21 protein-coding genes and 1 other RNA gene are annotated in these 25,166 nt (G+C 67.7%); 11 read left to right on the forward strand and 11 right to left on the reverse strand.

The genetic code is table 11. The features are described from left to right. Positions 1–187: 187 nt before the first annotated feature. The 4 genes from sucB (at position 188) to L5G28_RS14240 (ending at position 4,740) form a co-directional block, all read left to right on the forward strand. Positions 188–1,933: a 2-oxoglutarate dehydrogenase, E2 component, dihydrolipoamide succinyltransferase gene (gene sucB, locus L5G28_RS14225; RefSeq protein ID WP_237002100.1), complete on the forward strand. Its 1,746-nt coding sequence runs from the start codon at positions 188–190 to the stop codon at positions 1,931–1,933. Between the two features lie 192 nt (positions 1,934–2,125). Further along, positions 2,126–2,860, forward strand: a complete 735-nt coding sequence (gene lipB, locus L5G28_RS14230) for a lipoyl(octanoyl) transferase LipB (RefSeq protein WP_372477233.1) — start codon at positions 2,126–2,128, stop codon at positions 2,858–2,860. Further along, positions 2,857–3,924, forward strand: coding sequence for a lipoyl synthase (gene lipA / locus L5G28_RS14235; RefSeq protein WP_372477234.1), 1,068 nt, complete (start codon positions 2,857–2,859; stop codon positions 3,922–3,924). Before lipB ends, lipA begins: the two co-directional genes overlap by 4 nt. A 63-nt stretch (positions 3,925–3,987) precedes the next feature. Next, entirely contained in the window at positions 3,988–4,740 is a 753-nt protein-coding gene (locus L5G28_RS14240) for a DUF4191 domain-containing protein (RefSeq protein WP_237002102.1), read from the forward strand. 9 nt (positions 4,741–4,749) lie between these two features. Here L5G28_RS14240 and L5G28_RS14245 read toward each other — a convergent pair whose 3' ends face one another. Genes L5G28_RS14245 through L5G28_RS14255 form a run of 3 tightly spaced genes read right to left on the reverse strand, consistent with a single transcriptional unit; the run spans position 4,750 to position 8,047 of the window. Then, positions 4,750–6,222, reverse strand: a complete 1,473-nt coding sequence (locus L5G28_RS14245) for a flavin-containing monooxygenase (protein ID WP_237002103.1) — start codon at positions 6,220–6,222, stop codon at positions 4,750–4,752. Further along, positions 6,219–7,148 (reverse strand): patatin-like phospholipase family protein, encoded by a 930-nt coding sequence (locus L5G28_RS14250; RefSeq protein WP_237002104.1) that lies wholly within the window; start codon positions 7,146–7,148, stop codon positions 6,219–6,221. The genes L5G28_RS14245 and L5G28_RS14250 overlap by 4 nt, the downstream gene beginning before the upstream one ends. Further along, the gene (locus L5G28_RS14255; RefSeq protein WP_237002105.1) at positions 7,145–8,047 is read right to left on the reverse strand and encodes an SDR family oxidoreductase; all 903 of its coding nucleotides are present in this window, start codon (positions 8,045–8,047) and stop codon (positions 7,145–7,147) included. Before L5G28_RS14255 ends, L5G28_RS14250 begins: the two co-directional genes overlap by 4 nt. Positions 8,048–8,139: 92 nt before the next feature. Here L5G28_RS14255 and L5G28_RS14260 point away from each other — a divergent pair, with 92 nt between their 5' ends. Next, positions 8,140–8,805, forward strand: a complete 666-nt coding sequence (locus tag L5G28_RS14260) for a TetR/AcrR family transcriptional regulator (protein WP_237002106.1) — start codon at positions 8,140–8,142, stop codon at positions 8,803–8,805. A 7-nt stretch (positions 8,806–8,812) separates the two neighbouring features. On the opposite strand, the gene L5G28_RS14265 is transcribed toward L5G28_RS14260, so the two are convergent. After that, a complete protein-coding gene (locus L5G28_RS14265) occupies positions 8,813–9,340 on the reverse strand; it encodes an RDD family protein (RefSeq protein WP_237002107.1) in 528 nt (175 codons plus the stop codon). Positions 9,341–9,607: 267 nt separating this feature from the next. Between L5G28_RS14265 and glnA the strand changes: the two genes are divergently transcribed. The 3 genes from glnA to L5G28_RS14280 all read left to right on the forward strand — a co-directional run bounded on the left by glnA (position 9,608) and on the right by L5G28_RS14280 (position 12,653). Then, a complete protein-coding gene (glnA, locus tag L5G28_RS14270; protein ID WP_237002108.1) occupies positions 9,608–11,041 on the forward strand; it encodes a type I glutamate--ammonia ligase in 1,434 nt (477 codons plus the stop codon). Between the two features lie 116 nt (positions 11,042–11,157). Continuing rightward, positions 11,158–12,078: a hypothetical protein gene (locus L5G28_RS14275; RefSeq protein ID WP_237002109.1), complete on the forward strand. Its 921-nt coding sequence runs from the start codon at positions 11,158–11,160 to the stop codon at positions 12,076–12,078. An 11-nt stretch (positions 12,079–12,089) separates the two neighbouring features. Further along, the gene (locus tag L5G28_RS14280) at positions 12,090–12,653 is read left to right on the forward strand and encodes an FKBP-type peptidyl-prolyl cis-trans isomerase (protein WP_237002110.1); all 564 of its coding nucleotides are present in this window, start codon (positions 12,090–12,092) and stop codon (positions 12,651–12,653) included. On the opposite strand, the gene L5G28_RS14285 is transcribed toward L5G28_RS14280, so the two are convergent. The 3 genes from L5G28_RS14285 to L5G28_RS14295 form a co-directional block, all read right to left on the reverse strand. Further along, the gene (locus L5G28_RS14285) at positions 12,647–13,795 is read right to left on the reverse strand and encodes an esterase/lipase family protein (RefSeq protein WP_237002111.1); all 1,149 of its coding nucleotides are present in this window, start codon (positions 13,793–13,795) and stop codon (positions 12,647–12,649) included. The two genes, L5G28_RS14280 and L5G28_RS14285, sit on opposite strands and share 7 nt — an antisense overlap. 78 nt (positions 13,796–13,873) lie before the next feature. Next, positions 13,874–16,882, reverse strand: a complete 3,009-nt coding sequence (locus tag L5G28_RS14290; protein ID WP_237002112.1) for a bifunctional [glutamine synthetase] adenylyltransferase/[glutamine synthetase]-adenylyl-L-tyrosine phosphorylase — start codon at positions 16,880–16,882, stop codon at positions 13,874–13,876. A gap of 12 nt (positions 16,883–16,894) precedes the next feature. Further along, positions 16,895–18,232, reverse strand: a complete 1,338-nt coding sequence (locus tag L5G28_RS14295; RefSeq protein ID WP_236998576.1) for a glutamine synthetase family protein — start codon at positions 18,230–18,232, stop codon at positions 16,895–16,897. Between the two features lie 220 nt (positions 18,233–18,452). On the opposite strand from L5G28_RS14295, the gene panB reads away from it, so the two are divergent. From panB to L5G28_RS14310, 3 genes are read left to right on the forward strand one after another with little or no spacing between them, the layout of a single operon-like run. After that, positions 18,453–19,295, forward strand: a complete 843-nt coding sequence (panB, locus tag L5G28_RS14300) for a 3-methyl-2-oxobutanoate hydroxymethyltransferase (protein WP_237002113.1) — start codon at positions 18,453–18,455, stop codon at positions 19,293–19,295. 52 nt (positions 19,296–19,347) lie between these two features. Then, positions 19,348–20,304, forward strand: a complete 957-nt coding sequence (pip, locus tag L5G28_RS14305; protein WP_237002114.1) for a prolyl aminopeptidase — start codon at positions 19,348–19,350, stop codon at positions 20,302–20,304. Positions 20,305–20,323: 19 nt separating this feature from the next. Continuing rightward, positions 20,324–21,820 carry a CYTH and CHAD domain-containing protein gene (locus L5G28_RS14310; RefSeq protein ID WP_237002115.1) on the forward strand — a complete coding sequence of 499 codons (1,497 nt, stop codon included), beginning with the start codon at positions 20,324–20,326 and terminating at the stop codon, positions 21,818–21,820. Here L5G28_RS14310 and L5G28_RS14315 read toward each other — a convergent pair. From L5G28_RS14315 to L5G28_RS14330, 4 genes are all read right to left on the reverse strand, one after another. Beyond that, the gene (locus L5G28_RS14315) at positions 21,805–23,244 is read right to left on the reverse strand and encodes a ribonuclease catalytic domain-containing protein (RefSeq protein WP_237002116.1); all 1,440 of its coding nucleotides are present in this window, start codon (positions 23,242–23,244) and stop codon (positions 21,805–21,807) included. The genes L5G28_RS14310 and L5G28_RS14315 overlap by 16 nt on opposite strands. 31 nt (positions 23,245–23,275) lie before the next feature. After that, an RNA gene (gene rnpB / locus L5G28_RS14320) (RNase P RNA component class A) lies at positions 23,276–23,691 on the reverse strand. A gap of 51 nt (positions 23,692–23,742) precedes the next feature. Further along, on the reverse strand, positions 23,743–24,411 hold the full coding sequence (locus tag L5G28_RS14325) for a histidine phosphatase family protein (protein ID WP_236998581.1): 669 nt from the start codon (positions 24,409–24,411) through the stop codon (positions 23,743–23,745). Then, positions 24,408–25,166, reverse strand: a complete 759-nt coding sequence (locus tag L5G28_RS14330; RefSeq protein WP_237002117.1) for a zinc ribbon domain-containing protein — start codon at positions 25,164–25,166, stop codon at positions 24,408–24,410. Before L5G28_RS14330 ends, L5G28_RS14325 begins: the two co-directional genes overlap by 4 nt.

Below are 25,166 nucleotides of genomic sequence, written 5' to 3' on the forward strand. Positions count from 1 at the left end.
CCCACGGCTACTCGTGGGTAGGAGGGCCACTCCCCTGAGCGTGCAGCAGGCAGCGGGTACTGTGAATCGCGGGAGTCGGTCGATCCACCGCCTGCACTATGCGTGCGCATACCCTCGCTCACGCAGACAGACCCGCATCGGCTTGACCGGACATAACACAGTTCACGAGTTTAGGGAGTCACACGCAATGGCCTTCTCTGTTGAGATGCCCGCACTGGGTGAGAGCGTCACCGAGGGCACCGTCACCCAATGGTTGAAGCAGGAAGGCGACACCGTCGAAGTCGACGAGCCCCTGCTCGAAGTCTCGACCGACAAGGTCGACACTGAGATCCCTTCGCCCGTGGCGGGTGTCCTCACGTCGATCGTCGCGCACGAGGACGACGTCGTCGAGATCGGTGGCCAGCTCGCCCTGATCGGTGAGGCAGGCGAATCTGCTCCGGCCGAGCAACAGGCTCCCGCAGCCGAATCCGAGTCGGCCCCCGAGCCCGCGGTCGAGCCCGCGCCGCAGACGCAGCGCGAACCGGTCGCACCGGAGCCGTCGCAGCCGTCGCCGGAGTCCGCGCCGGCTCCTGCCGGGTCTGCGTCCGGCACCGATGTCGTGATGCCCGAACTCGGTGAGTCCGTCACCGAAGGCACCGTCACCAATTGGCTCAAGCAGGTCGGCGACACCGTCGACGTGGACGAAGCGCTCCTTGAGGTCTCGACCGACAAGGTCGACACCGAGATCCCGTCGCCGGTCGCGGGCGTCCTGCTCGAGATCGTCGCCGATACCGACGACGTCGTCGAGGTCGGTGGCCGTCTAGCCGTCGTCGGCGACGCGAACGCCGCGCCGACCGACGCTGCCCCGGCGACGCCAGCTCCCGAACCAGAACCCGAGCCCGCCGCTGCACCGACGCCGGAGCCGGCTCCCGAGCCGACCCCTGAACCGACTCCCGCCGCTGCTCCGGCGGCTCCCGCGGCACCGGCAGCCGAAGCGAACACCCTCGAGTCGACGCCATACGTGACCCCGCTCGTCCGCAAGCTCGCCGCCGAGAACGACGTCGACCTGTCGACGGTCACCGGCACCGGGGTCGGCGGTCGTATCCGTAAGCAGGACGTGATCGCCGCGGCCGAGGCGAAGAAGGCCCCAGCGGCTGCTGCCCCGACTCCCACCGCGTCCACCGCTCCTGCTGCCGCGCCGGCGGCCGCTGCGAACCCGGAACTGGCCGCACTGCGCGGAACCACGCAGAAGATCAACCGGATCCGCCAGATCACCGCCGCCAAGACGCGTGAGTCGCTGCAGTCCAGTGCGCAGCTGACGCAGGTCCACGAAGTCGACATGACCCGGATCGCCACGCTGCGCAAGTCGGCGAAGGCGAAGTTCCAGGCCGCTGAGGGCGTCAATCTCACGTATCTGCCGTTCTTCGCGAAGGCTGTCGTCGAGGCACTCAAGGTGCACCCGAACGTGAACGCGTCGATCAACGAAGAGGCCAAGGAGATCACGTACCACGCGAACGTGCACCTGGGCATCGCCGTCGATACGCCGCAGGGGCTGCTCTCGCCGGTCATCCACAATGCCGACGATCTGTCGCTGGCCGGCCTCGCTCGTGCGATTGCCGACATCGCCGACCGCGCTCGCAACGGCGGCCTCAAGCCCGATGAGCTCGCAGGCGGTACGTTCACGATCACCAACATCGGCAGCCAGGGCGCACTGTTCGACACGCCGATCCTGGTTCCGCCGCAGGCCGCGATGCTCGGCACCGGTGCGATCGTCAAGCGTCCGGTCGTGTTGACCGCGCCGGACGGCACCGAGTCGATCGCCGCACGGTCGATGGCGTACCTGCCGTTGACCTACGATCACCGCTTGATCGACGGCGCCGACGCCGGTCGTTTCCTCACGACCGTCCGTCACCGCCTGGAAGCGGCCGAGTTCGCTGCCGATCTGGGGCTGTAAGACGTTCCGTTCGACCATGACTGCCGTCCGCTGCGACCCCAGGGTCGGGGCGGACGGCGGTCGTCGTCGGGCGGGAATAGTTCGGGCCGCGTGCGACGTTGGACCTTGCGTGCGTGCTCCCGTCTCCGACTCAGGCCTGCACCTTCCGCATTTGTTTCCCTTTCTCCCTCGTTGATGTCCAGGAGCGTTGTTGTGCGTAACGGATCCGCTCGGCTGAGCACCGAACCCATTGAGGTTCGTCGCCTCGGCGCCGTCGACTATCAGGAGGCGTACCGGCTCCAGCACGAACTGGCCGAGAAGCGCGCGTCCGGTGAGATCGACCACGACGTGATGCTCCTGTTGGAGCATCCGTCGGTGTACACGGCGGGCCGACGCACCGAGGACTCCGACCGTCCGGTGAACGGCGCGCCCGTGATCGACGTCGATCGCGGCGGCCGCATCACCTGGCATGGCCCCGGCCAACTCGTCGGCTATCCGATCGTCAAACTCGCCGAACCCGTCGACGTCGTCGACTACGTGCGCCGTCTCGAAGAGGCGTTGATCCGGGTGTGTGCCTCGCGGGGGGTGGCAACCGGCCGCGTCGATGGCCGATCCGGTGTGTGGATCCGCGACGACGCAGGCGAACGCAAGCTCGGCCAGATCGGCATCCGAGTCGCCAAGGGCGTCACGCTCCACGGTTTCGCATTGAACGTGAACCCCGATATGTCGGTGTTCGACGCCATCGTCCCGTGCGGAATCGTCGATGCGGGCGTCACGTCGATCACGATGGAGACGGGCGTCGAACTGTCCGTCGACGACGTCCTGGACGAGGTGACCGCTCAGGTCGCCGCGTGTCTCGACGATCCGATCCCGCCGTCGCCCGGACACACCGAGGACGCGCTCGCCGCAACCGAACCCGCAACCGCAACCGTAGGAATCTCGCAGTGACTGATCCCGCAGTGACCGATTCGCCGTCCACCCCATCCCCCGCTCCCGCATCGCCCGCTGATGCCCCGTCGGGCCGCAAACTGCTCCGACTCGAGGTCCGCAACGCGCAGACTCCGATCGAACGCAAGCCGAAGTGGATCAAGACGCGCGCCACGATGGGCCCGGAGTACACCGAGTTGAAGGCGCTCGTGAAAGGCGAGGGCCTGCACACGGTGTGCGAAGAGGCCGGGTGCCCCAACATCTACGAGTGCTGGGAAGACCGCGAGGCGACCTTCCTGATCGGCGGCGAACAGTGCACTCGCCGCTGCGACTTCTGCCAGATCGACACCGGTAAGCCCGCCCCGCTCGACCGGGACGAACCGCGTCGCGTCGCCGAGTCGGTCAAGTCGATGGGGCTGCGCTACTCGACGATCACCGGAGTGGCCCGCGATGACCTCCCCGACGAGGGCGTCTGGCTGTACGCCGAGACCGTCCGGAAGATCCACGAACTCAACCCGGGCACCGGTGTGGAGAACTTGATCCCGGACTTCCACGGGAAGCCCGACCTACTCGCTGAGGTCTTCGAGTCGCGCCCGGAGGTCCTCGCCCACAACGTCGAGACCGTCCCGCGCATCTTCAAGCGCATCCGTCCCGCGTTCCGTTACGAGCGGTCGTTGGACGTGCTGACCCAGGCACGCGACTTCGGTCTCGTCACCAAGTCCAATCTGATCCTGGGCATGGGCGAGACGCCCGAGGAGATCCGGGAGTCGCTGCGCGACCTGCACGAGGCCGGCTGCGACATCGTGACGATCACCCAGTATCTGCGTCCGTCGCCGCGCCACCACCCGGTGGAGCGGTGGGTCAAGCCCGAGGAGTTCGTCGAGCATTCGCAGTACGCGGAGGAGATCGGTTTCGCCGGCGTCATGGCGGGGCCGCTGGTCCGGTCGTCGTACCGTGCCGGCCGCCTGTACGCGCAGGCGATGGCCCGTCACGGTCGCGAGCTCGCGCCCGAACTCGCCCACCTGACCGCCGAGGGATCGACGGCGCAGGAGGCGTCGAGCGTGCTCGCTCGTCTGGCCAACTGACCGGCGTCGAACATCGTCGACCGGTGTGCGGACCCCCGGGTGCGGGCACCGTAGACTATGGGCATGGCGAAGGCGCAAGACAAGGCGAGTAAAGAGGCGAAGGCTGCCGCGAAGGCAGCCCGTAAAGCAGCGAGTAAGGAACGGCGCCAGCAGATCTGGCAGGCGTTCCAGATGCAGCGCAAGGAAGACGCAGTCCTCATCCCGCTGATGGCGGGGATCATCGTCGTCGTGACGGCGATCTTCGTGCTGCTGTCACTGTTCGCGAACTTCGGCCCGCTGTGGCTGATGATCCCGCTCGGTCTGATCCTCGGCGTGCTGCTCTCGTTCGTCGTCTTCGGTCGACGTGTCCAGAAGACCGTATACCGCAAGGCGGAGGGACAGCCGGGAGCCGCAGGCTGGGCGCTCAGCAACATCAAAGGCCAGTGGCGTGTACAGCAGGCCGTCGTCGGCACCTCGCACTTGGATGCGGTGCACCGGGTGATCGGTAAGCCGGGCGTCATTCTCGTCGGCGAAGGTCAGGCGAGCCGCATCAAACCGCTGCTGTCGCAGGAGAAGAAGAAGTCCGCCCGAGTCGTCGGCGACACCCCGATTTACGAGATCATCGTCGGAAACGACGAGGGCCAGGTCCCCCTCTCGAAGCTCGAGCGCCACATCCGCAAGCTTCCCGGCAACATCGACCGTAAGCGCATGGACGCGCTGGAAGGCCGCTTGTCCGCACTGAAGGCCAAGGGCGGCGCCGGTGCCGCGATGCCCAAGGGCCCGATGCCGCAGGGTGCCAAGATGCGCAGCGCAGCCCGCACCGTTCGACGTCGCTAGACGTAACCCTCAATCGGTCGGGGCTGCGGACGTGATCGTGAAATGTTCGTCGATCGGGGCGGCGAGCATGGCGTCCAACGTGCGACGGTCGAACGGCCACAGATCGACGCCGAGGCCGGTCTGGTACCAGGAGTTGCATCCGGTGTTCCACACGGTCGGTTCCATCGCTTCGGCGACCTGAGCGTTGAACTCATCGGTGGCCGCGCCGGTCACCTCGACGCGATCGACGGTGCCCGCACGGAACCGTTCGAGCCACGCGACGATGTACGCCGCCGTCTTCGACGACGAATGCTGCAGCGAGATCGATCCGGTCGGCGAGTTCGGTCCGAGGACGGTGAACAGGTTCGGGAAGCCCGGGATCGCCGTCATCCGGTAGGCCCGCGGCCCCTCGCTCCAGACGTCGTCGAGAGCGATGCCGTCGCGCCCGGTGATCTCCATCGGCCGCATGTAGTCGTGCGCCCGGAACCCAGTGGCCAGGACGATCACGTCGACGTCGTGGCGACGGCCGTCTGCGGTGACGAGACCACCGGCGTCGATCCGTTCGATGCCGTCGGTGACGAGTTCGGCGTTGTCGGCTTTGAGCGCACGGTAGTAGGTGCCCGACAGGACTTGGCGTTTGCACAACGGCTCATAGTCCGGGGTCAATCGGTCGCGGAGTGCACCCGCACCGACCTGGGCGCGCAGGGACAATCGCGCATACCGTTGCACCGCTCGCCTGCGCCACGTCGGTTTCGTGACGACGTCGACGAGGATTCCGGACGCCGACAGGAGAGCCCGGTGCAGCACGTCGAGCGCGCCCGGAACCGCCCGGAAGAATGCCGCGGATCCGGGGATCTGCGGCAGCCGCATCGGCGCCCACAGGATCCATTGCGGCGAGCGAACGAAGTGCTTCACGGACGCGGCGCGCGGCTGCAGAGCCGACACCACTTGCACACCGGTCGAGCCGGTGCCGATCACCGCAACCGACCGTCCGTCTGTCTCCAGGTCGTCGTCCCATCGGGCCGTGTGGACGACGGGACCGTCGAAGGAGTCGATCCCGGGGATGTCCGGGTACGCCGGGTTGTGGAGCACGCCGGTCGCACAGATCACGACGTCGGCGACATGGGCCTCACCTGCCGCCGTCGTCACCGTCCACTCCCCCGACTCGTCGTCGAAGTCGGCGGAGACCACCTCGACGCCGCACCGGATCCGGTCGGCGAGACCGAATTGCTCGACGACGTCGCGGTGGTAGCGCTGGATCTCCGCTCCCGGTGCCCAGATCCGCGACCAGTCGGCTTTCGGCGCGAACGCGAACTGGTAGATCTGCGACGGGACGTCGCAGGTCAGGCCTGGGTAGTGGTTCCAATACCAGACGCCGCCGACGTCGTCGCCCTTCTCGAGGACGACGAAGTCAGTGAAACCGGCCTCCTGCAGGTGGTGGGCGGTCGTGATGCCTGCGACGCCCGCTCCGATGACAACGATTCGTGGTTCACGCCCGCTCATGCCGCATCTCCTTCGTTCAGTGCGCGTCGGACCGACGCCGCAGCCGTCCGCATCGACGAGTCGAACGCCGCCTGTCGACGAGTACGGCGCATGAAGTGTCCGCCGAGGCCTGCGAGGTCCGCCGCGTCCGGCGTGATCAGCACGACCTGGGTGCCGCGTGCCCGGACCTCGTGCACTTCGCGGTGCAGGAGCGTCGACATGGGCGACCGCAGCAACGCGTGCTCGGCGATCCCGCCGAGCCCGGGCGCCTTGATGCCCGGCGCGGACGCCATCGGCGCGATCACGTAGACGACGTCGGCCTCGTCGGCTCCGATCAGGTCGACCGATGCCGTGGACGCCGCACCGCCGTCCACGTACGACGAGCCGCCGATGGCGACCGGCGGCATCCACCCCGGAATCCCCCACGATGCGCGCAACGCCTGACCCGCGGTGGCCGCCGGAGCGTCGGGCGCACCGAATGCGACACGTCGGCCGTCGGCGGGTCGATAGGCGACGAGGCGGAGGCCGTCGCGCGCGAACCAGTCGTCGCCGCCGGTCGCAGCGTCGGCGAGTCGCTGCAACCAGGCGGCGTCGCCGCGGCCGCGCGGTGCGACGCCGACGAGCCTGCGGTGGCCGCCGGCACGGCTGAGCGACGACAGCCGGGGCTTGGCAGGCGCGGGCAGCGGCGGCAGTGACGGCGGACAGTCCGCGAGATGGGCTGCCAGCACGCGATCACGCGGGCGCCCCGAGGCCATCGCGACCAGATCGTCGACGGTGTATCCGCCGCCGAACATCGTAACGATCTCCGCACCCGCCGACGTGCCCTGCAGAATCGATGCGGACGCGGGATCCCACCCGGTCTGCTCGGCGACGTGGTGGAGTGCGGCCACCGCCCATGCTCCGCCGATGGTTCCGCCGCAGCCGATCGCGAGGGCCGTCCGGGTCATCGGGCCACCTCGTCGGTGGCGGTGCCGGTTTCAGTGCCGGCGGTGTGGGCGCCCGCCTGACGGTCCACGCGGTCGAGATAGGCCTTGCGCGCCGTTGCGTCGAGTGCCAACGCCTGACGATCGTCGGCGAACCGCCGCACAATGCGTTCGATCCATTCGGGCACTAGAGCGTCCGCGAGACTCCAGACCGGGGCGATCCAGCGGGGGACCGACGTGCGCGCGGCGCGGGTGTCGACGGTCCTGAGCACTGCGCGCGCGACCGTCTCTGGGTCGACGGTCGGCAGTACTCCGCCGAGGCTCGCGCCGGACGCCAGTTCGGTGCGTACCGCAGCGGGAAGGATCGCCGACACCGTGACGCCGGTGCCGTCGTACTCGCGTCGAGCCGCCAAGGATGCACCGAGCGCTGCGTACTTGCTCGCGTTGTAGGTGACCATGCCCGGCAGGGGCAGCATTCCCGCCATCGAGGCGATGTTCACGATGTGGCCGCGGCCGGTGTCGCGCATGCTCGGGAGCACCGTCTTCATTCCGTGCAGCACGCCGCGTACGTTCACATCGAGCATCAGGTCGGTGGTCGGTTCGGGTTCGTCGACGAACGGCCCGACCGGCATCACGCCCGCGTTGTTGACGAGGATGTCGACCGGGCCGGATTCGTCTGTCACCGCGGCGACGAACTCACGCCACGACTCACCGGAGGTCACGTCGAGCCGCGCCGATCGCGCCCCGATGCGGACCGCTGCCTCGGCCGCGACGTCGGCGTCCACGTCGCCGATCCAGACCGTGGCACCGCGTTCCCGGAACAGTGCTGCGGTGGCGGCGCCGATTCCGCGCGCCCCACCGGTGACGACGACGACTGCCTCGCTCACCTCGATCGGTGACGCGGGGATCCTGACCAGTCTCATATGAGCCCTCTCTGACGTGTGGCCCCGATCATCATTCACATACCCTCGGTATGTCAATACTCATGGTATGTGAATGCGATACGCTGGTGGCCATGTCGCCCAACCCGCCGCGTGTCTCGCGCGCCGACCGCCGCGCGCGTACCGTCGCCGACCTCGTCGCGACCGCGCGCGCGGCCTTCCTGGCCGACGGGTACAGCGCGACGAGCCTGGATGCGATCGCCGAAGCCGCAGGCTATTCGAAGGGCGCGGTCTACTCGAACTTCAAAGACAAGCCCAGCCTGTGCCACGCCGTTCTCGCCGACATTCACTTCGAGAAGATGCACGAAGTGCAGTCCCTGACGCCCACCTCCGACGAGGTCGACGTCGAAGCGTTCGTCGCCGAGTTCGGCGACTGGCTGCGTCGCAGCCTCGGCGACATCGAGTGGACGATGCTCGAGTTCGAGTACGTGGCCCTCTCGCGAGGCAATCAGAGCGTGCGTGAGGGCATCATCGAATTGCGGACCGAGGTCCGCGACGCGGTCGCCGAACTACTCACCCGGGTGCTCGGGGGTCTGCTGCCGACAGAGTCCGGAGACGACGAGTTCGGTCTCCCGACGCCGACCGAACTCGCCGACCTCGTGTTGAGCACCGGGATCGGCTTGAGTGTTCAGCGGGCGGTCGATCCGAGCGTGTCCGTCGAGCCGGCGATCGACATCCTGACGACGGCTGCCAGCCTGTTCACAGCACTCGGCATGGACGGTCCTCGGGCGACGGACTGACCGATCGTCAGCCGCGCGTGCGGACCAGCGCGGTCCCCGTGGCGCGATCGTGCATGGCGCGGCCGTTGAAATCGTTGATGAGCGCCGGAACTACGAAGCTGATCAAGACCTGGCGACCGAGTGCGCGGACCGGCCCGACCGCTGCTCGCGGCACCTCGCCGGCGGCCTCGGCCGCGCCTCGTTCGGCTCCGAAGTCGACCCGCGCCACCCGCATACCGGTGATGTACTGGCCGGGAGTGAATCCGAAGAGCGACACCGCGAGCACACCGATCACGAACCAGACGATGAGCACGGTCGTCCCGATGTTGTTGTGCCATCCGCCCAAGATCAGGAACGCGACGCCGTACGAGATGAGCCAGTCGACCAGAAGACCGAGGACGCGTTGCCAACCGGTGGCCAGCGACCCGACACCGCTCGCCGGAAGACCGAGGTCTTCACCGCGATAGTCGTTGTTCTCGCCGCCCGGCATCTGGGTACCCGACAGCCACGATCCCATCGCGCGCCGGGACGTCTCCTCTTCACGCCGTGCAGTCATGGCTACCATCGTAGTCGGCGAGACGGATGATCCAATTCCCGTGACCACCGGCACACACACGGCATTCACCGCACATACGTCGTCGGCAGGCGACTAACCTGTAACACGTCGCCCGTGACGTAACACAGGGGAAACATTCGCTTGACGCCCGGGCAACCTCACCTCCATAGATTTCTCGGTGAGAGTCGCACCTGCCGAATCCGGTCGATGCGACCTGCGGTCAGAGGTTCTGGCCGGAACGTTTTGATTTAAGGAGTCAGGCCCACCGTGTACAACACGAACGAAGAGCTGCTCGAAGGCATCAAATCCGAAGGCGTCGAGTACGTCGACATCCGCTTCTGCGACCTGCCGGGCACCATGCAGCACTTCTCGATCCCTGCAGCGGCGTTCAACGAGGACGTCTTCACCGAGGGCCTGGCGTTCGACGGCTCGTCGGTCCGCGGCTTCCAGTCCATCGACGAGTCGGACATGATGCTTCTGCCCGACCCGGCGACGGCCCGGATCGACCCGTTCCGCAAGGCGAAGACGATGAACATCAGCTTCTTCGTCCACGACCCGTTCACGCGTGAGGCGTACAGCCGCGACCCGCGCAACGTCGCCCGCAAGGCCGAGGACTACCTGCTCTCGACCGGTATCGCCGACACCTGCTTCTTCGGTGCCGAAGCCGAGTTCTACATCTTCGACTCGGTCTCGTTCAGCTCCGAGATGAACTCGACCCACTACGAGGTCGAGTCGGTCTCCGGCTGGTGGAATTCAGCGTCGCCGACCAACCCGGACGGCACCCCGAACCTCGGCTACAAGGTCCGCCAGAAGGGCGGATACTTCCCCGTCGCACCGTACGACCACTATGTGGACCTGCGCGACGAGATGTCGTCCAACCTGCAGAACTCGGGTTTCGAGCTCGAGCGCGGTCACCACGAGGTCGGCACCGGCGGCCAGGCGGAGATCAACTACAAGTTCAACACGCTTCTGCACGCGGCGGACGACGTCCAGTTGTTCAAGTACATCATCAAGAACACTGCGTGGCAGAACCAGAAGTCGGTCACGTTCATGCCGAAGCCGCTGTTCGGCGACAACGGATCGGGCATGCACGCTCACCAGTCGCTGTGGAAGGACGGCAAGCCGCTGTTCCACGACGAGTCGGGCTACGCCGGCCTCTCGGACGTCGCACGCCACTACATCGGCGGCATCCTGCACCACGCGCCGTCGCTGTTGGCGTTCACCAACCCGACGATGAACTCGTACAAGCGTCTGGTCCCCGGATACGAGGCCCCGATCAACTTGGTCTACAGCCAGCGCAACCGCAGCGCCTGCGTCCGTATCCCGGTGACCGGAAACAACCCGAAGGCCAAGCGCGTCGAGTTCCGTTGCCCCGACAGCTCGGGCAACCCGTACTTGGCGTTCGCCGCCATGATGATGGCCGGACTGGACGGCGTGAAGAACAAGATCGAGCCGCACGAGCCCGTCGACAAGGACCTGTACGAGCTTCCGCCGGAGGAGGCCAAGGGCATTCCGCAGGCCCCGACCTCGCTGGCCGCGGTCATCGACCGCCTCGAAGAGGACCACGACTACCTGACCGCAGGCGGCGTGTTCACCGAGGACCTCATCGAGACCTGGGTCGCTCTCAAGCGCGACAACGAGATCGAGCCCATCCAGATCCGTCCGCACCCGTACGAGTTCTCGCTCTACTACGACTGCTGATCTGTTACGAAACGGCCCGCTCGGATTCTCCTCCGAGCGGGCCGTTTCGTCATCGAGGGCGACGTACCCGCGGGGACGCCTCACAGGTAGTGTCCACGTCCAGTGCACGTGGAGACATGGCGAACAGTACGGGGAGGGACTGGTCGATGGGCGGGCGACACCGGATCGAAGCGCCGAGCGGCGGCGAACGCCGTTCGCTGCGCTCGCTCGCCGTCGCAGTGATCGTGATCGCCGTCGTCGTGGTTCTCGGGGTCGCGAGCTACTTCGTGTTCCGAAGCGACGAGGAGCCTTCCACGCCCGCAGGCCCGGCCGGGCCTGCCGGGCCGGCGGCCGCCAAGTCTCTGCAGGATTCGTTCGCGGCACTGAAACTGACGACGCCGACCGGTGTCGCCCTCACCCCCGTCGGCGGCGGCGACACGATCCTGCTGGGCGATCAACGCGTGCAGGACGCGTGGTCGACGATCAAGGCCCCACTCGGCCTGGCCGCCGAACGCAAGCACGGTATGAGCCGCACCGAGGCGAACGCCCTCATCGACTCCGACAACCGCTCCGCACGTGTGCTCACTCGTTCGCTCGGGTCGCCGGTGGAGGCGTCCGACGAACTGACGGCCGTCCTTCGGGAGGGCGGCGACACGACGACGGTGCCGGCGCCGCGCCACGGCGGCGACTATCCGATGCTCGGCGAGACCTCGTGGAGTCTCGCCGATTCGGCGACGTGGACCGCGCACCTTCCGTGCATGATCGGCAGCGACCACGTCCTCGAGCTGATGCGCGACGTGGCGGGCGTTCAAGAGTGGGGTCTTCGCCGGGTCGGCGACCACACTCCCGTCAAAGGCGGCTGGGGTGAGGCATCCGACGGCGGTTACGTCGTCCGACAGATCGGCGTGTTGACGCTCCCCGACGGCGAGCAGGTGGCGGTCTCGATGAGCACGCACCGTCCCGCGATGGCGTTCGAGACCGGCACCCGCGAACTCGATCGGGTCGCCGACTGGTTGAACGCCAACCTGGCGCTGCTGCCCGGCGGCACCTGCCGGTAGCCTTGACGTCCATGACGCTGACCACGAAGTTCAAGCCCCTGATCCTGATTCCCGCGGCACTCACCGCGTTCACGCTTGCCGCCTGCTCCTCCGACGACGACTCGTCAGACGCCCTCTCGTGCCCCAAAGACGTTCCCGCTGCGGGCACGAAGGCCGACTGGACACTGCCAGGTAAGACGGGCTCGCTCGCGGTCGTCGCACCCACCGACGACACCGCTCCCCTCATCACCGTGAACGGACCGTTCACCGTCGACGAGACCACCGTCAAGACGCTCAAGGAGGGCGACGGCGACGAGGTGACCGAGGCGATGGACGTGCAGGTGTGCTACCAGGGCGTGAACGGCCGCGACGGGAACACGTTCGACAACGCCTTCGAGCGGGGCGAGCCCGCCAAATTCAATCCGACGGCCGTGGTACCCGGATTCTCGAAGGCTCTGGTCGGCCAGAAGATCGGGTCGACGGTGGCCGTCGCGATGACCCCGACCGACGGTTACGGCCCCACCGGCAACGAGCAGGCCAAGATCCAGGGCGACGACACCCTGATCTTCGCACTGACGATCGTCGACGGCTACTGACTGTCCGCGTGGCTCGCCCGGTCTGAACGCCGCCACCCGGGTGAGCGTTTCGGCGATGCCGCGAGCGGTGCGATGAACTCCGGGACGCCGCCGGTCCGCCGCAGCAGTGGAGTCCCGAAGAACGGTGCGACCATCTGGCACGGGACGACGCGCATCGGCTCGTCGTCGAGCGCGTTGAGAACGTAGGCGGCAGCGCGGGGCGATCCGCAGATGCCCAGGTGGTCGGACAGGTCCTTCGAGCACCCGGTCTGCAAGACGATGTTGTGCACCGTCACGCCGTCGCCGCCGGGCGTCTGACCCGAGGTGAACGGTCGGACGAGTTCGTCGTGCATCGTCGAGATGTTCGTGTACTCGATGCCCGGCACGTACGGGCCGCCGTCGGAGTTCATTTTCGCGATGAACCTCGAACCGTCCATCATCTGCGGGAGCGCACGGCACGGGATGACCGTCGCGGGATCGAGTCCCAGCCTCTTGTTGGCCCCGGTGAACACGAGGCTCGCCGCGTCGATCAGCGACGTGCCCTCCCAGAGCGGGGCGAGCGACACGTACTTGCCGATCTTGTCCGCCCCGCCCAGGAACTTCGCCCAATAATTCGGGACCAGGGTGCCCTGGGAGTGGCCGACGACGTGGACCTTGTCCGAGCCGGTCGCTCCCATCACCTTCTCGGCGAACGCGCCGAACTCGGCGGCGCTCTCCTCGATCGGCCGCATGCCACCGAGCGCCGAGATCGGCCACCGCGATCCTTCGATCGCTCCGTAGGTGAGGCTGAACACCGAATAGCCCGCATCAGTCAGCAACGGCACGTACGTCGCCCAGTTGGTCTGCGCGCCGCCCGCGGTCCCGTGCACGAGGATCACCGGGATCGGATGGTCGGGGTCGAGTGGGTCATCCCAGCGATTGGCGCCCGGGAGGTCGCCGCCGGGATGCGCCAGCTCGGGACCGATTCCTGCGAAGAAGTCGTACACGACACGACCCTGCGCGTCGTTGCGCTCGCTGCCCAGCGGGACGAATTCCTTCGGGAACCGTTGCACCACTTGGTTTCCCAAGACCAGTACAGGTTTCGTCATCTGCTGTCCGACGCGGACCGACGCGATGATCGCGTCAGCGACCTTATGCCCGATTCGGGTACGTAAGGATCCCATTCTCGGAAGCCTACGGGAGAATCCCGTCATTTGAGAATTGACACGGCACGGGCCGAACCCGCACGCGCGCGGAAAACCTCAGACGCCGAACACCTCGGTGACCACTGCCTTCGCCCGACGGGTCACGCGCATGTAGTGCTCGAGGAACTCGGTCGCCTCCTCCTGCGGCCACCCCGCCGCGTACGCGACAGCCCGCAGTTGTCGTCCGGGACCGGGAAGCTGGTCGACAGGTTTGCCCCGCACCAGCACCAGCGCGTTACGGGCGTGGGTCGCGGTGATCCACGCGTCAGTGAGGATGTCGACCTGCTCGGCCGGGATCAGATCGGCGGCGGCGATCGCCTCCAACGTCTCCAACGTCGATGTGTTGTGCAGCGACGGACACTCGTGCGCGTACCGCAACTGGGTCAACTGCACAGTCCATTCGACGTCGGCGAGTCCACCGCGACCGAGCTTGGTGTGCGTCGCCGGATCCGCGCCGCGCGGCAGCCGTTCGGAATCGACTCGCGCTTTGATCCGACGGATGTCGCGGACCGCGTCTGGTGAGACGCCTCCGGCCGGATACCGCGTCTCGTCGATCATGTGCAGGAAGTCCAAGCCCAGGTCGTCGTCGCCCGCGACGGTGTGCGCACGCAACAACGCCTGCACCTCCCATGCCTCCGCCCACTGGCGGTAGTACGCCGCGTACGACCCGAGTGTCCGCACCACCGGACCGTTGCGTCCTTCGGGACGCAGACCGATGTCCACTTCGAGCGGGGGGTCGGCGCTCGGTGACCCGAGCATCGTCCGCACCTGTTCGGCGACGCTCTGCGCCCAGGTGACCGCCTCCGAGTCGTCGAAACCGGCGACCGGCTCGCAGACGAACAGCACGTCGGCGTCCGAACCGTACCCGAGTTCGCCGCCGCCGAGCCTGCCCATGCCGATGACGGCGATGCGCGCAGGCGCGGCTGCCCCCCGGGTCCGCAGCGACTCCTCGACCACCTTGTCCAGCGAAGCGTCCAAGACCGTCGCCCACACCGTCGACAGGGCGCGGCACACCTCTTGGACGCTCATCAGACCGAGGATGTCGGCCGATGCGATCCGGGCGAGCTCAGCCCGACGGTGCGAACGGGCGACGGCGATCGCCCGCGTCAGGTCCGGCGCGCGCCGCATCGACGCGCGCAGCCCCTTCGCGACATCGGCGGGGTCGACCTCGGTGAGCTTCGGTCCGGTGGCGCCGATCGAATACATCTGAATGACGTCCGGCGACCGCATCAGCAAGTCGGCGATGTATTCGCTCGTCCCGAGCACCCGCATCAGGGACTCGGCGACGACGCCGTCGTCGCGCAGCAGGCGCAGATACCACGACGTGGTGCCCATCTGTTCGCTGAGCTTGCGGTAGTTGAGCAGCCCGGCGTCCGGGTCGGGCGCATCGCTGATGTGTTCAAGCAGTCCCGGCAGAATCATCGACTGGATGGCTCCGGTCCGGCCCGGCGTCGACGCCAACGCGCGGATGTGCGCGAGCGCACGGTCGGGCATCGCGTAGCCGAGCGCGGCCAACTGGCGTTTGGCCGAGTCGTCGGTGAGCCGCAGCAGTCCCTTGTCCGTTCGGGCGACGGCGTCGAGCAGCGGACGGTAGAACAGCTTCTCGTGCAGCTGCCGCACCCGCGTGACCTGTCTGCGTAGACCCCGCCGGAAGACGTGCGTCGCATCCTTGTCGCCCTCGGGGCGAATGTGCGCGGCGCGCGCCAACCAGCGCACCGCAGGATCGTCGTCCGGGGCGGGCAGCAGATGTGTCCGCTGCAGGCGCTGCAGTTGCAGCCGATGTTCCAGGAGCCGGAGGAACTGGTAGGACGCGGAGAAGTTCGCGCCGTCGTCACGGCTGATGTATCCGCCTGTGACGAGCGCGTCGAGCGCGTCGAGCGTCGACTGGACCCGCAATGAGGCGTCCACCCGGCCGTGCACCATCTGCAGCAGTTGGACGGCGAACTCGACGTCGCGGAGTCCGCCGCGGCCGAGCTTCAAGTTCCGCGCCTTGTAGTCGTCGGGCACCAGGGACTCGACCCGTCGGCGCATCGCCTGCACTTCAGGGACGAAGTCGTCACGCTCGGACGCGTCCCACACCATCGGCGACGTCGCGAGCACGTAGTCGCGGCCCAAGCTCATGTCGCCGGCCATCGGCCGAGCCTTCAGCAGCGCCTGAAACTCCCAGGTCTTGGCCCACCGCTGGTAGTAGGCGATATGGGATTCGAGGGTCCTCGTCAGCGCACCCGACTTGCCTTCCGGCCGCAGCCCGGCGTCGACGTCGAAGAACGCGAGCGACCCGATCCGCATCATCTCGCCTGCGATCCGCGCCGACGTCGGGTCGGCGGGTTCGGCGACGAAGACGATATCCACGTCGCTGACGTAGTTGAGTTCGCGCGCACCGCATTTGCCCATCGCGACGACGGCCATCCGGGTCTCGAGCTGTGCGTCGCCGACGACGTCGGCGATCGCGACGGCCAACGCCGCCGTCAACGCGACGTCGGCGAGATCGGCGAGTCGTCCGCCGACCTCGGGCAGATACAGGACCGGCTCGTCTTCGACGGTCGCCGCGAGATCGTGCGCGGCCAGGATCAAGACCTGGTCGCGGTAGACGCGGCGCAGCGCCGTGACCGCATCGTTGCCAGTGATCCCCGCACGGAACGTCAGGTCGCCGTCGCCGGCGCTCGAATCCGGCGTCGCCTCCACGGCCGCCAGCAGCGCGGAACGCGACTCGTCGACCGTGGGCATGGCGTCGTCGATGAGGAGCCGCCACGCGTCGGGCTCGGCGACGATGTGGTCGGCCAGCGCATCGGAACCGCCGAGCACCGACAGGAGGCGGCCGCGGAACGGTTTCGACGTGCGTAGGAACCGTTCCACCTCCCGCCACGGCTCGTCTTCCCGCTCGCGCAGTCGGACCAGTGCCCGCAACGCGAGGTCCGGGTCCGGGGCCCTCGACAGCGCCCACAGCAGATCGACGTCGTCGGGCGACGACCAGCCGAGCACGAGGAGACTCTCGCGCGCGTTCTCGTCGAGCAGCCCGAGACGCCCAGGGCTCGGGACAGCCGACCGGCCTCCACCTCTCGTCACTCTCGAAACCCCTTACAACGGCAGGTAGCGCTCGAGCTCGAACGGCGTCACCCGGCCACGGTACGCCGCCCACTCGGCCCACTTGTTCCGAAGGAAGTAGTCGAAGACGTGCTCCCCCAGAGCCTCGGCGACCAGCTCGGACTTCTCCATCTCGGTCAGCGCTTCGGCCAGCGACCCGGGCAGTTCGCGGTACCCCATCGCCCGACGCTCGGCGGGCGTCAACGCCCACACGTTGTCTTCGGCCTCTTCGGGCAGCTCGTAGCCCTCCTCGATGCCTTTGAGCCCGGCAGAGAGCATCACCGCGAACGACAGGTACGGGTTGCACGCCGAGTCAGGCGTGCGGATCTCGACACGACGCGACGACGCCTTGTTCGGCGTGTACAGCGGCAGACGCACCATCGCCGAACGGTTGGCCCGTCCCCACGTCGCCGCAGTCGGAGCCTCGTCGCCGTAGACGAGACGCTTGTAGCTGTTGACCCACTGGTTGGTGACGGCGCTTATCTCGGTGGCGTGCTCCAGGATGCCCGCGACGAACTGCCGACCGACCGTCGAGAGCTGCATCGGATCGTCCGGATCGTGGAAGGCGTTGGTGTCGCCCTCGAACAGGCTCAGATGCGTGTGCATCGCCGAACCGGGATGCTCACTGAACGGCTTGGGCATGAACGTCGCCCGAACGTTGTCGTTGAACGCGACCTGCTTCACCAGATAGCGGAACGTCATCACGTTGTCGGCCATCGACAGCGCGTCGGCGTACCGCAGGTCGATCTCCTGTTGACCGGGCGCGGCCTCGTGGTGGGAGAACTCGACGGAGATCCCCATCGATTCGAGTGCGTCGATCGCATGCCGACGGAAGTTCGGGGCCGAGTGGTGGAACGTCTGATCGAAGTAGCCGCCGCCGTCCGCCGGGATCGGTGGCGTGCCGTCGTCCGGAGTGTCCTTGAGGAGGAAGAATTCGATCTCCGGGTGGACGTAGCAGGTGAATCCCTGGTCAGCTGCCTTGTTCAGCTGGCGACGCAGGACGTTGCGCGGGTCGGCCCACGACGGTGTCCCGTCAGGCATCGCGATGTCGCAGAAGATGCGCGCGGAATAGTTCTTCTCGTCGCTCGTCCACGGCAGCACCTGGAACGTCGACGGGTCGGGTTTGGCGACGGTGTCGGCCTCGGACACCCGGGAGAGTCCTTCGATCGCCGAACCGTCGAAGCCGATGCCTTCGGCGAACGCGCCTTCGAGTTCGGCCGGCGCGATCGCCACCGACTTCAGATAACCGAGAATGTCGGTGAACCACAGCCGGACGAAGCGGATATCGCGCTCCTCGAGGGTGCGCAGCACGAATTCCTGTTGGCGATCCATACCCGAACCTTAGTGCTCCGCAGTTACGCCCGTGTTACACCGTCCAGTTCGTGTCGCCGCGGCGCCCGTCAGGCCACTCGCTGTGACTAACGCCACCGACCAGCCCCTGCCGGTCCTGCCGCGACGGTGGAAGAATCGAGGTCGTCCACACCAACCCGGGTACCCGCGCCATGCGGGACTCGAGGCAGAAATGAGGCAAGTCATGTCGGAGAATCAAGTCGTGTCGGAAAACTCCGTCTACGGATCCAGCTCCACCCCGTCGTCGCCGCGCCGTCCGGTCCGCATTCAGCATCTCGCGAAGTGGAAAACCGAAGGCCACAAGTGGGCGATGCTCACCGCGTACGACTACTCCACCGCCCGCATCTTCGACGACGCCGAGATCCCCGTCTTGTTGATCGGCGACTCTGCGGCCAACGTCGTCTACGGGTACGACACCACGATCCCGATCACCCTCGACGAGCTCATCCCGCTCGCGCGTGCGGTGGTCCGCGGCGCGCCGCACGCACTCGTCGTCGCCGATCTCCCGTTCGGCACATACGAGGCGAGCCCGCAGCAGGCGCTCGAGTCGGCGGTGCGGATGTTCAAGGAGTCGGGCGCGCACGCGATCAAGATCGAGGGCGGGGAACGCATCGCGCCGCAGATCGCCGCGCTCACCGCTGCAGGCATCCCGGTAATGGCGCACATCGGTTTCACACCGCAGAGCGTCAACGGTCTGGGCGGCTACCGGGTCCAGGGCCGCGGAGACGCCGCCGACCAGTTGATCGCCGACGCGATCGCCGTCCAGGAGGCAGGCGCGTTCTCTGTCGTCATGGAGATGGTGCCAGCCGACGTCGCCGGACAGATCACCCGCAAGCTCACCATCGCGACTGTCGGGATCGGCGCGGGCAACGAGACCGACGCTCAAGTCCTCGTCTGGCAGGACGCCGCGGGTTACACGCACGGCAAGACCGCCAAGTTCGTCAAGCGGTACGCGTCCCTCGGCGACGAGTTGGGCGCGGCAGCACGTCAGTACGCGAGCGAGGTCGCGTCGTCCTCGTTCCCCGGGCCCGAGCACTCGTACTGACGGCACACGCACACTGATGACTCACGCACACTGATGATTAGGGGTTGGGCGCATGCGCACGTTGTATCCAGCGATCGAGCCGTATGCGTCCGACCATCTGTCCGTCGGGGACGGACAGGAGATCTACTGGGAGACCACCGGTAACCCCGACGGGAAGCCGGTGGTCTTCGTGCACGGCGGTCCCGGCGGCGGTACAACGGCGGATCAACGCCGGTTCTTCGACCCGGCGCGGTACCGGATCGTGTTGTTCGATCAGCGAGGGTGTGGGAAGTCGCGCCCCCACATCAGCGACGGCGCCGACCTGTCAGTCAACACGACCGACCATCTGATCGCCGACATGGAGTCGTTGCGAACGCACCTCGGTATCGACCGCTGGCAGGTGTTCGGCGGCTCGTGGGGGTCGACGCTCGGTCTGGCGTACGCGCAACGGCACCCCGACCGTGTCACCGAACTCGTGCTACGCGGCATCTTCCTGCTGCGGCGCAGCGAAATCGACTGGTACTACAACGGCGGCGCCGCCAACATCTTCCCCGACGTGTGGGAACGCTATCTCGAACCGATCCCCGACGACGAACGCGACAGCGACCTCGTCGCCGTCTACCACCGACTGTTGAACGGCGACGACCGGCAGGTCGCGCAGCGCGCGGCGAGCGCGTGGGCCGACTGGGAGGGACGGACGAGCCACCTCGCACCACGCCCCGCGTCGGGCGACGGCGGACCGTGGGATCTGGCGTTCGCCACCATCGAGAACCACTACTTCACCCACCACGGATTTCTCGACGACGGACAGCTCCTGCGTGACATCGCGGCCATCGACCACATTCCGGCGGTGATCGTGCAGGGCCGCTACGACGTCGTGTGCCCGATGCGCAGCGCGTGGGATCTACACCGCGCGTGGCCGTCCGCCGACCTCCATATCGTCGACGACGCCGGTCACGCGTCGTTCGAGCCCGGAATCGTCCACCACCTGGTGGCAGCGACCGACCGTTTCGCACAACCCGCAGGCTGAGCACAGGAGCATTGACGCCATGAGCGCCCACGAGTCTCTCGAGATCGAGTTGAAGTTCGACGTGGACGCGGGCCTGCCCGCGCCCGAACTGGCGGGGCTCGTCCCCGACGGGAGTGTCGGAGCTCCGCAGACGTACCTGCTCGAAGCCACCTATTACGACACCGCCGACACGGTCCTCGCCCGCAACCGCACCACTCTGCGGCGCCGGGCCGGAGGCGTCGACGACGGATGGCACCTCAAACGTCCGTCGACGGTGAAATCGGCCCGTCGAGAGCTCGGTGTCTCGTTTGACGACGCAGTATTCGACGGCGGTGTTCCGACGGTGCTGCGCGATCAGGTGGCGTCGATCGTCCGGCTCGGTGAGCTCGTCCCGATCGCGACGATCACCACCGACCGCACGATGACGAGCGTGTTCGACGCCGACGGTCGTGAACTCGGAGTGTTCTGTGAGGACCTCGTCTCCGCGGAGTCGCTGCTGCCCGGCGGCGGCGTCGAACGCTGGGCCGAGTGGGAGTTCGAGCTGGTCGACGGCGACGGACCGCTCCTCGCCCGGGCGAAGGCGTACCTGCGGGAGGCGGGCGCGCGGAAGGCGTCGAGCGTGTCGAAGCTCGCGCGGGCGATCGGTCCGCTGCCCGCCGCCACCGAGTCCCGCGCGGTCGAATCCCGCAGCGTCGGCCGCAAGTCGACTGCTCTGGACCTCGTCGTGTTCGATCTGGCGACGCACCGCGACACTCTCGTCGCCTACGATCCGCTGGTCCGCGAAGACGCCCCGGACGCGGTGCATCAGATGCGGGTGGCCGCACGGAAACTCCGGTCGATCCTCACCTCGTATCCGCAGGTCCTCGCGCAGGGTGCGGCCGATCCGGTCTCGACTGAGCTCAAGCTTCTCGGTGGGGTTCTCGGCGACGCCCGAGACCTGGAGGTCTCGTTGGCGACGAACGAGCTGATGCTGGCGCGCGAGAACGCTCCGGCCGATCTGCGGGAAGCACTCATCGAAAACGAGCGCATCCGCCGCGAGCGGGCAGTCAGGTCGATGCGTTTCGCGTTGTCGACCGACCGGTACCTGACCCTGTTGGACGATCTCGACGCGCTGATCGCCGATCCGACGCCCGGGCTCGATGCGGACAGCCCGGCCCGCGACGTGGCGGCCGAAGCGATCGCCGCGTCGTACCGACGGCTCCGCCGTGCCCAGAAGACGCTGCGCGACTTCGACGCGTGGTCGCCGGAATGGGGGGAGCAACTGCACACGATCCGCAAGCGCGCCAAGGCAGCCCGCTACACCGCCGAGTCGGCGTCCACCTTGCGCCGATCGTCGTTCAAGGAGATCGGCTCGTACGCGAAGGCGGTCCAGACCCATCTCGGTGTCTTCCACGACACCGTCGTCAACCGGGCGCGGCTGGCCGAGGTCGCCGAACACACACCGCTGAGCCCCGCCGCCGTCTTCGTACTCGGTCGCCTCGACGCCCGCGAAGAGGCCCGCGGCCGCAAAGCGGTCAAGACCTACCGCAAACTCTGAGCGGCGGACGCGACTGCGCGGAAACCGATCACCGCGCTCTCGGTGTCAGCGACGGTCACTTCGACGGTGCAGGCGGCGCCTGCTGCGGGAGCGTCGGCGCACGGACCGACGATCGCGGGCGCGGAGACGAACACCTCGGCGGACCGTTCGCCGTTCGGGTCACGCATGACGACAGCGTCGAATCGGGCGCCGATCTGGTCGGCGAGGACGACCGCCTCGGTGAGGTCGACGCTGCGACGTTCAGCGGTGGACGCACGCTGGTCCGACGAGGCCATCGTCTTACGCAGCGAGCCGAGCGCGGCCGCCACCCAGTCGGGGACGTCGCGGCCGCTTGTGACGGCGAGGCACACTTCGGTCACGTACCTGTCACCGAGCCGCCGCAACGGCGCCGTGGCGTGCGCGTAGACGCCGCCCACGCCGGCGTGCACGACGTCGGCGTCCCGATAGTCGGTGCCCGGCTCGAGCGACAGATAGCCGGATCCGCGCATGAGGCGTGCGCCGACCGTCATCAACGCGAGGGTCGTCGGCGCGTCGGCAGGCAGGGCCGCAAGGAACTCTCCCGGCGACGCTCCGTCCGCCCATGTGACGCCGAGATGCTGCGCGGCGGCACGGAGTTCAGTGATCGCCTGATCGGAGGCCGGTGGCACCGTCCGCAACAGACCGATCCCCGCTTTGCGCTGGATGTCGCCTGCGCACATGCCGACGAGCAGGGAGACCTGGGCGTTCCAGTCGTCAGCTGGAGTGCGCGGCGCCATCTGCAGCGTCCACGCGCGACCGCCTTCGTGCGGCACGATCTCTTGATCGGGCAGGTCGAGTTGGACGGCGCCGCGCTGCAGCGACCAGTCGCGTCGGGTCCGCCCGAACGCGGGTAGCGCGGCGATCGACGGGTGCAGGGTGCCTGCGTCGTAGGCGGTCATGACGTCCGCGTAGTCGAACCGTTCCCGGGAGCGGATGGTCGCTCGTTCGACGTCGACGGCGACCACGTCGCCGGAGCCGTCGACTCGGACGGTCCACAGCACCGCGGGACGGACCTGGTCGGGCAGCAGGGATCCGATGCCTTCGGACAGCGGCCGCGGATGGAGCGGGACGCTGCCGTCGGGAAAGTACATCGTCTGGCCGCGTTCGTGACTCTCGGTGTCGATCGCACCGCCGGGTTCGACGAGCGCGGCGACATCCGCGATCGCGTAGTGCACGAGGAATCCGTCGCCGTCGGCCACCACGTGGAGTGCTTGGTCCAAGTCTTTGGAGCCGGGCGGGTCGATGGTGACGAACTCGATGGCGGTGCGGTCGACACGTCCATCGCCGAACCGGTCCGCGGCGCTCTGGGCCTCCGCGGTCGCCTCCGGCGGGAAGTCGGCGGTGAGATCGAGTTCGCGGCGAATGCGGTCGAAGTCGATGGTCGGGGCGAACACTCTGCGCTGCATGCCCCTGAATGTAGCGCTCCCCCGGTGTGCGCGAACGAGCCGACGTGTAAGCCGGATCCTGTCCCGGTCCGTCGAGGACCGGTGGCGACCATCCATCTGGACACACCGTCGCCGGGTGCCTCAAGCGGCCAACCCGCGAGTTCGGACGAGCAGTCCTCGAACACTCGCGCACCCGCACCGGCTCGCGGTGCGGACTTCGGCCTTGCTCCGGGTGGGGTTTACCGAGCCGTCACGGTCGCCCGTGTCGCTGGTGCGCTCTTACCGCACCGTTTCACCCTTACCGTCCCGCGGACGGGACGGCGGTCTGTTCTCTGTGGCACTGTCCCGCGGGTCACCCCGGGTTGCCGTTAGCAACCACCCTGCTGCTGTGGAGTCCGGACTTTCCTCGGCTGTCGGCCTGCGCAGTGGTCTGCGTGGTCCCGTCGCCGCGGCCGCCCGGTCGGCTCGTTCGCCGTTCGAGAATACCGCCTTCGGGTCCGTCGAGCGAAGTCGAGACGGCTACTGCAGGTGCGCCGTATCGTTCACCAGCCGAACCACGGACCCGCCGTCCGGGTAGAACTCGACGATCGAGTACGAGGCGAGGTCCAGATGCAGGCGAAACAACAGTTCCGGGCCGACGCCGAGCGCGCCGCGCAGAAACGTCTTGATCGGCGTCACATGGCTGACGGCCAGGATCGTCCGCCCGGCATACTGGTCGACGAGGTCGTCGCGGACCTGTCCGATACGCTCACCGACCTGCGCGAAACTCTCCCCGTTCGGCGGGGTGACGCTCACGTCGCTCAACCACCGACGATGCAGTCGTCCGTCGTTCTCGGCGGCTTCGGAGAACGTCAACCCCTCCCAGTCGCCGAAGTCGGTCTCGATCAGACCGTCGTGGACGGTCACGTCGAGCCCGAGGACGCGGGCCGCGAACTCGGCGGTAGCACGCGCTCGCGTCAACGGCGACGACACGATGGCGTCGATCTGCCCGAACGGCGCGGCGGCGAGCCGTGTGGCGGCAGCAGCCGCCTGCTCGAGGCCGATGTCGCTGAGGGCCGGGTCGCCGTGACCGGAGTAGCGACGTTCCACCGAGAGCGGCGTCTGCCCGTGACGCAGCAGCACGAGGCGAGTCGGCGGTGCCGTCTGGCCGTGCCAATCCGGGCTGCCACCGGCTGCTGATCTGCTCACTCCGGGCGCCCCTGTCCCGGGAGCCCGGAGTGGTTCGTCCGCACCATGATCGCGCCGCACTCCTCGCAGCGAAGTACCTCGTCCTCGTCGGCTGCGGCGATCCGCGACAGGGTGCGCGGGTCGAGTTCCATGCGGCACGCACCGCAGCGGCGCGCCTGCACGAGGCCCGCACCGACCTGGCCGCGGCCACGGAGACCTTCGTAGATGCCGACGAGATCGGCGTCGATCGACGCCGTCAACGCGGCGCGGCGCTCCGCGAGGTCGGTGGCTCGGGCATCGACGGCCGCTGCGCTCTTGTCGCGTTTCGCGACGAGTTCGAGTTCGTTCTCGGTCAACGTCAGCAGGGTGGCCTCGGCGCGGTCGGCCTCGGTAGCCGTCGCCTCCTGCTGTTCCATCAGTTCGAGCATCTCGCCTTCGAGGTCGTCGCGGCGGCGCTCGAGCGATTCGAGTTCACGCTGGAGTTCGGCGACCGCCTTGTGCCCCACCGTGCCCGCGTCGATGGACGCCTTGTCCCGTGCGACGTGCTCGGTCATGCCGGCGAGTTCACGCTCGAACTTCTCGTAGACCGTCGCGAGATCGTCGACTGCGACCCGCGATGACGCGACGTCCTCGCGAGCGGCGTCGAGCCTGGTCGCCAGGTCGGCGAGTTCGGCGTCCTCGGGCAGGTTCTTCCGGCCGTGCGCGGTCTTGGCGATCTCCGCGTCGAGATCGGCGAGGTCGAGCAGCATTCGCTGCGCGGCGGCAGAGGCTTTCAT

It is taken from the genome of Gordonia liuliyuniae (assembly GCF_021739025.1).
GTDB lineage: Bacteria > Actinomycetota > Actinomycetes > Mycobacteriales > Mycobacteriaceae > Gordonia > Gordonia liuliyuniae.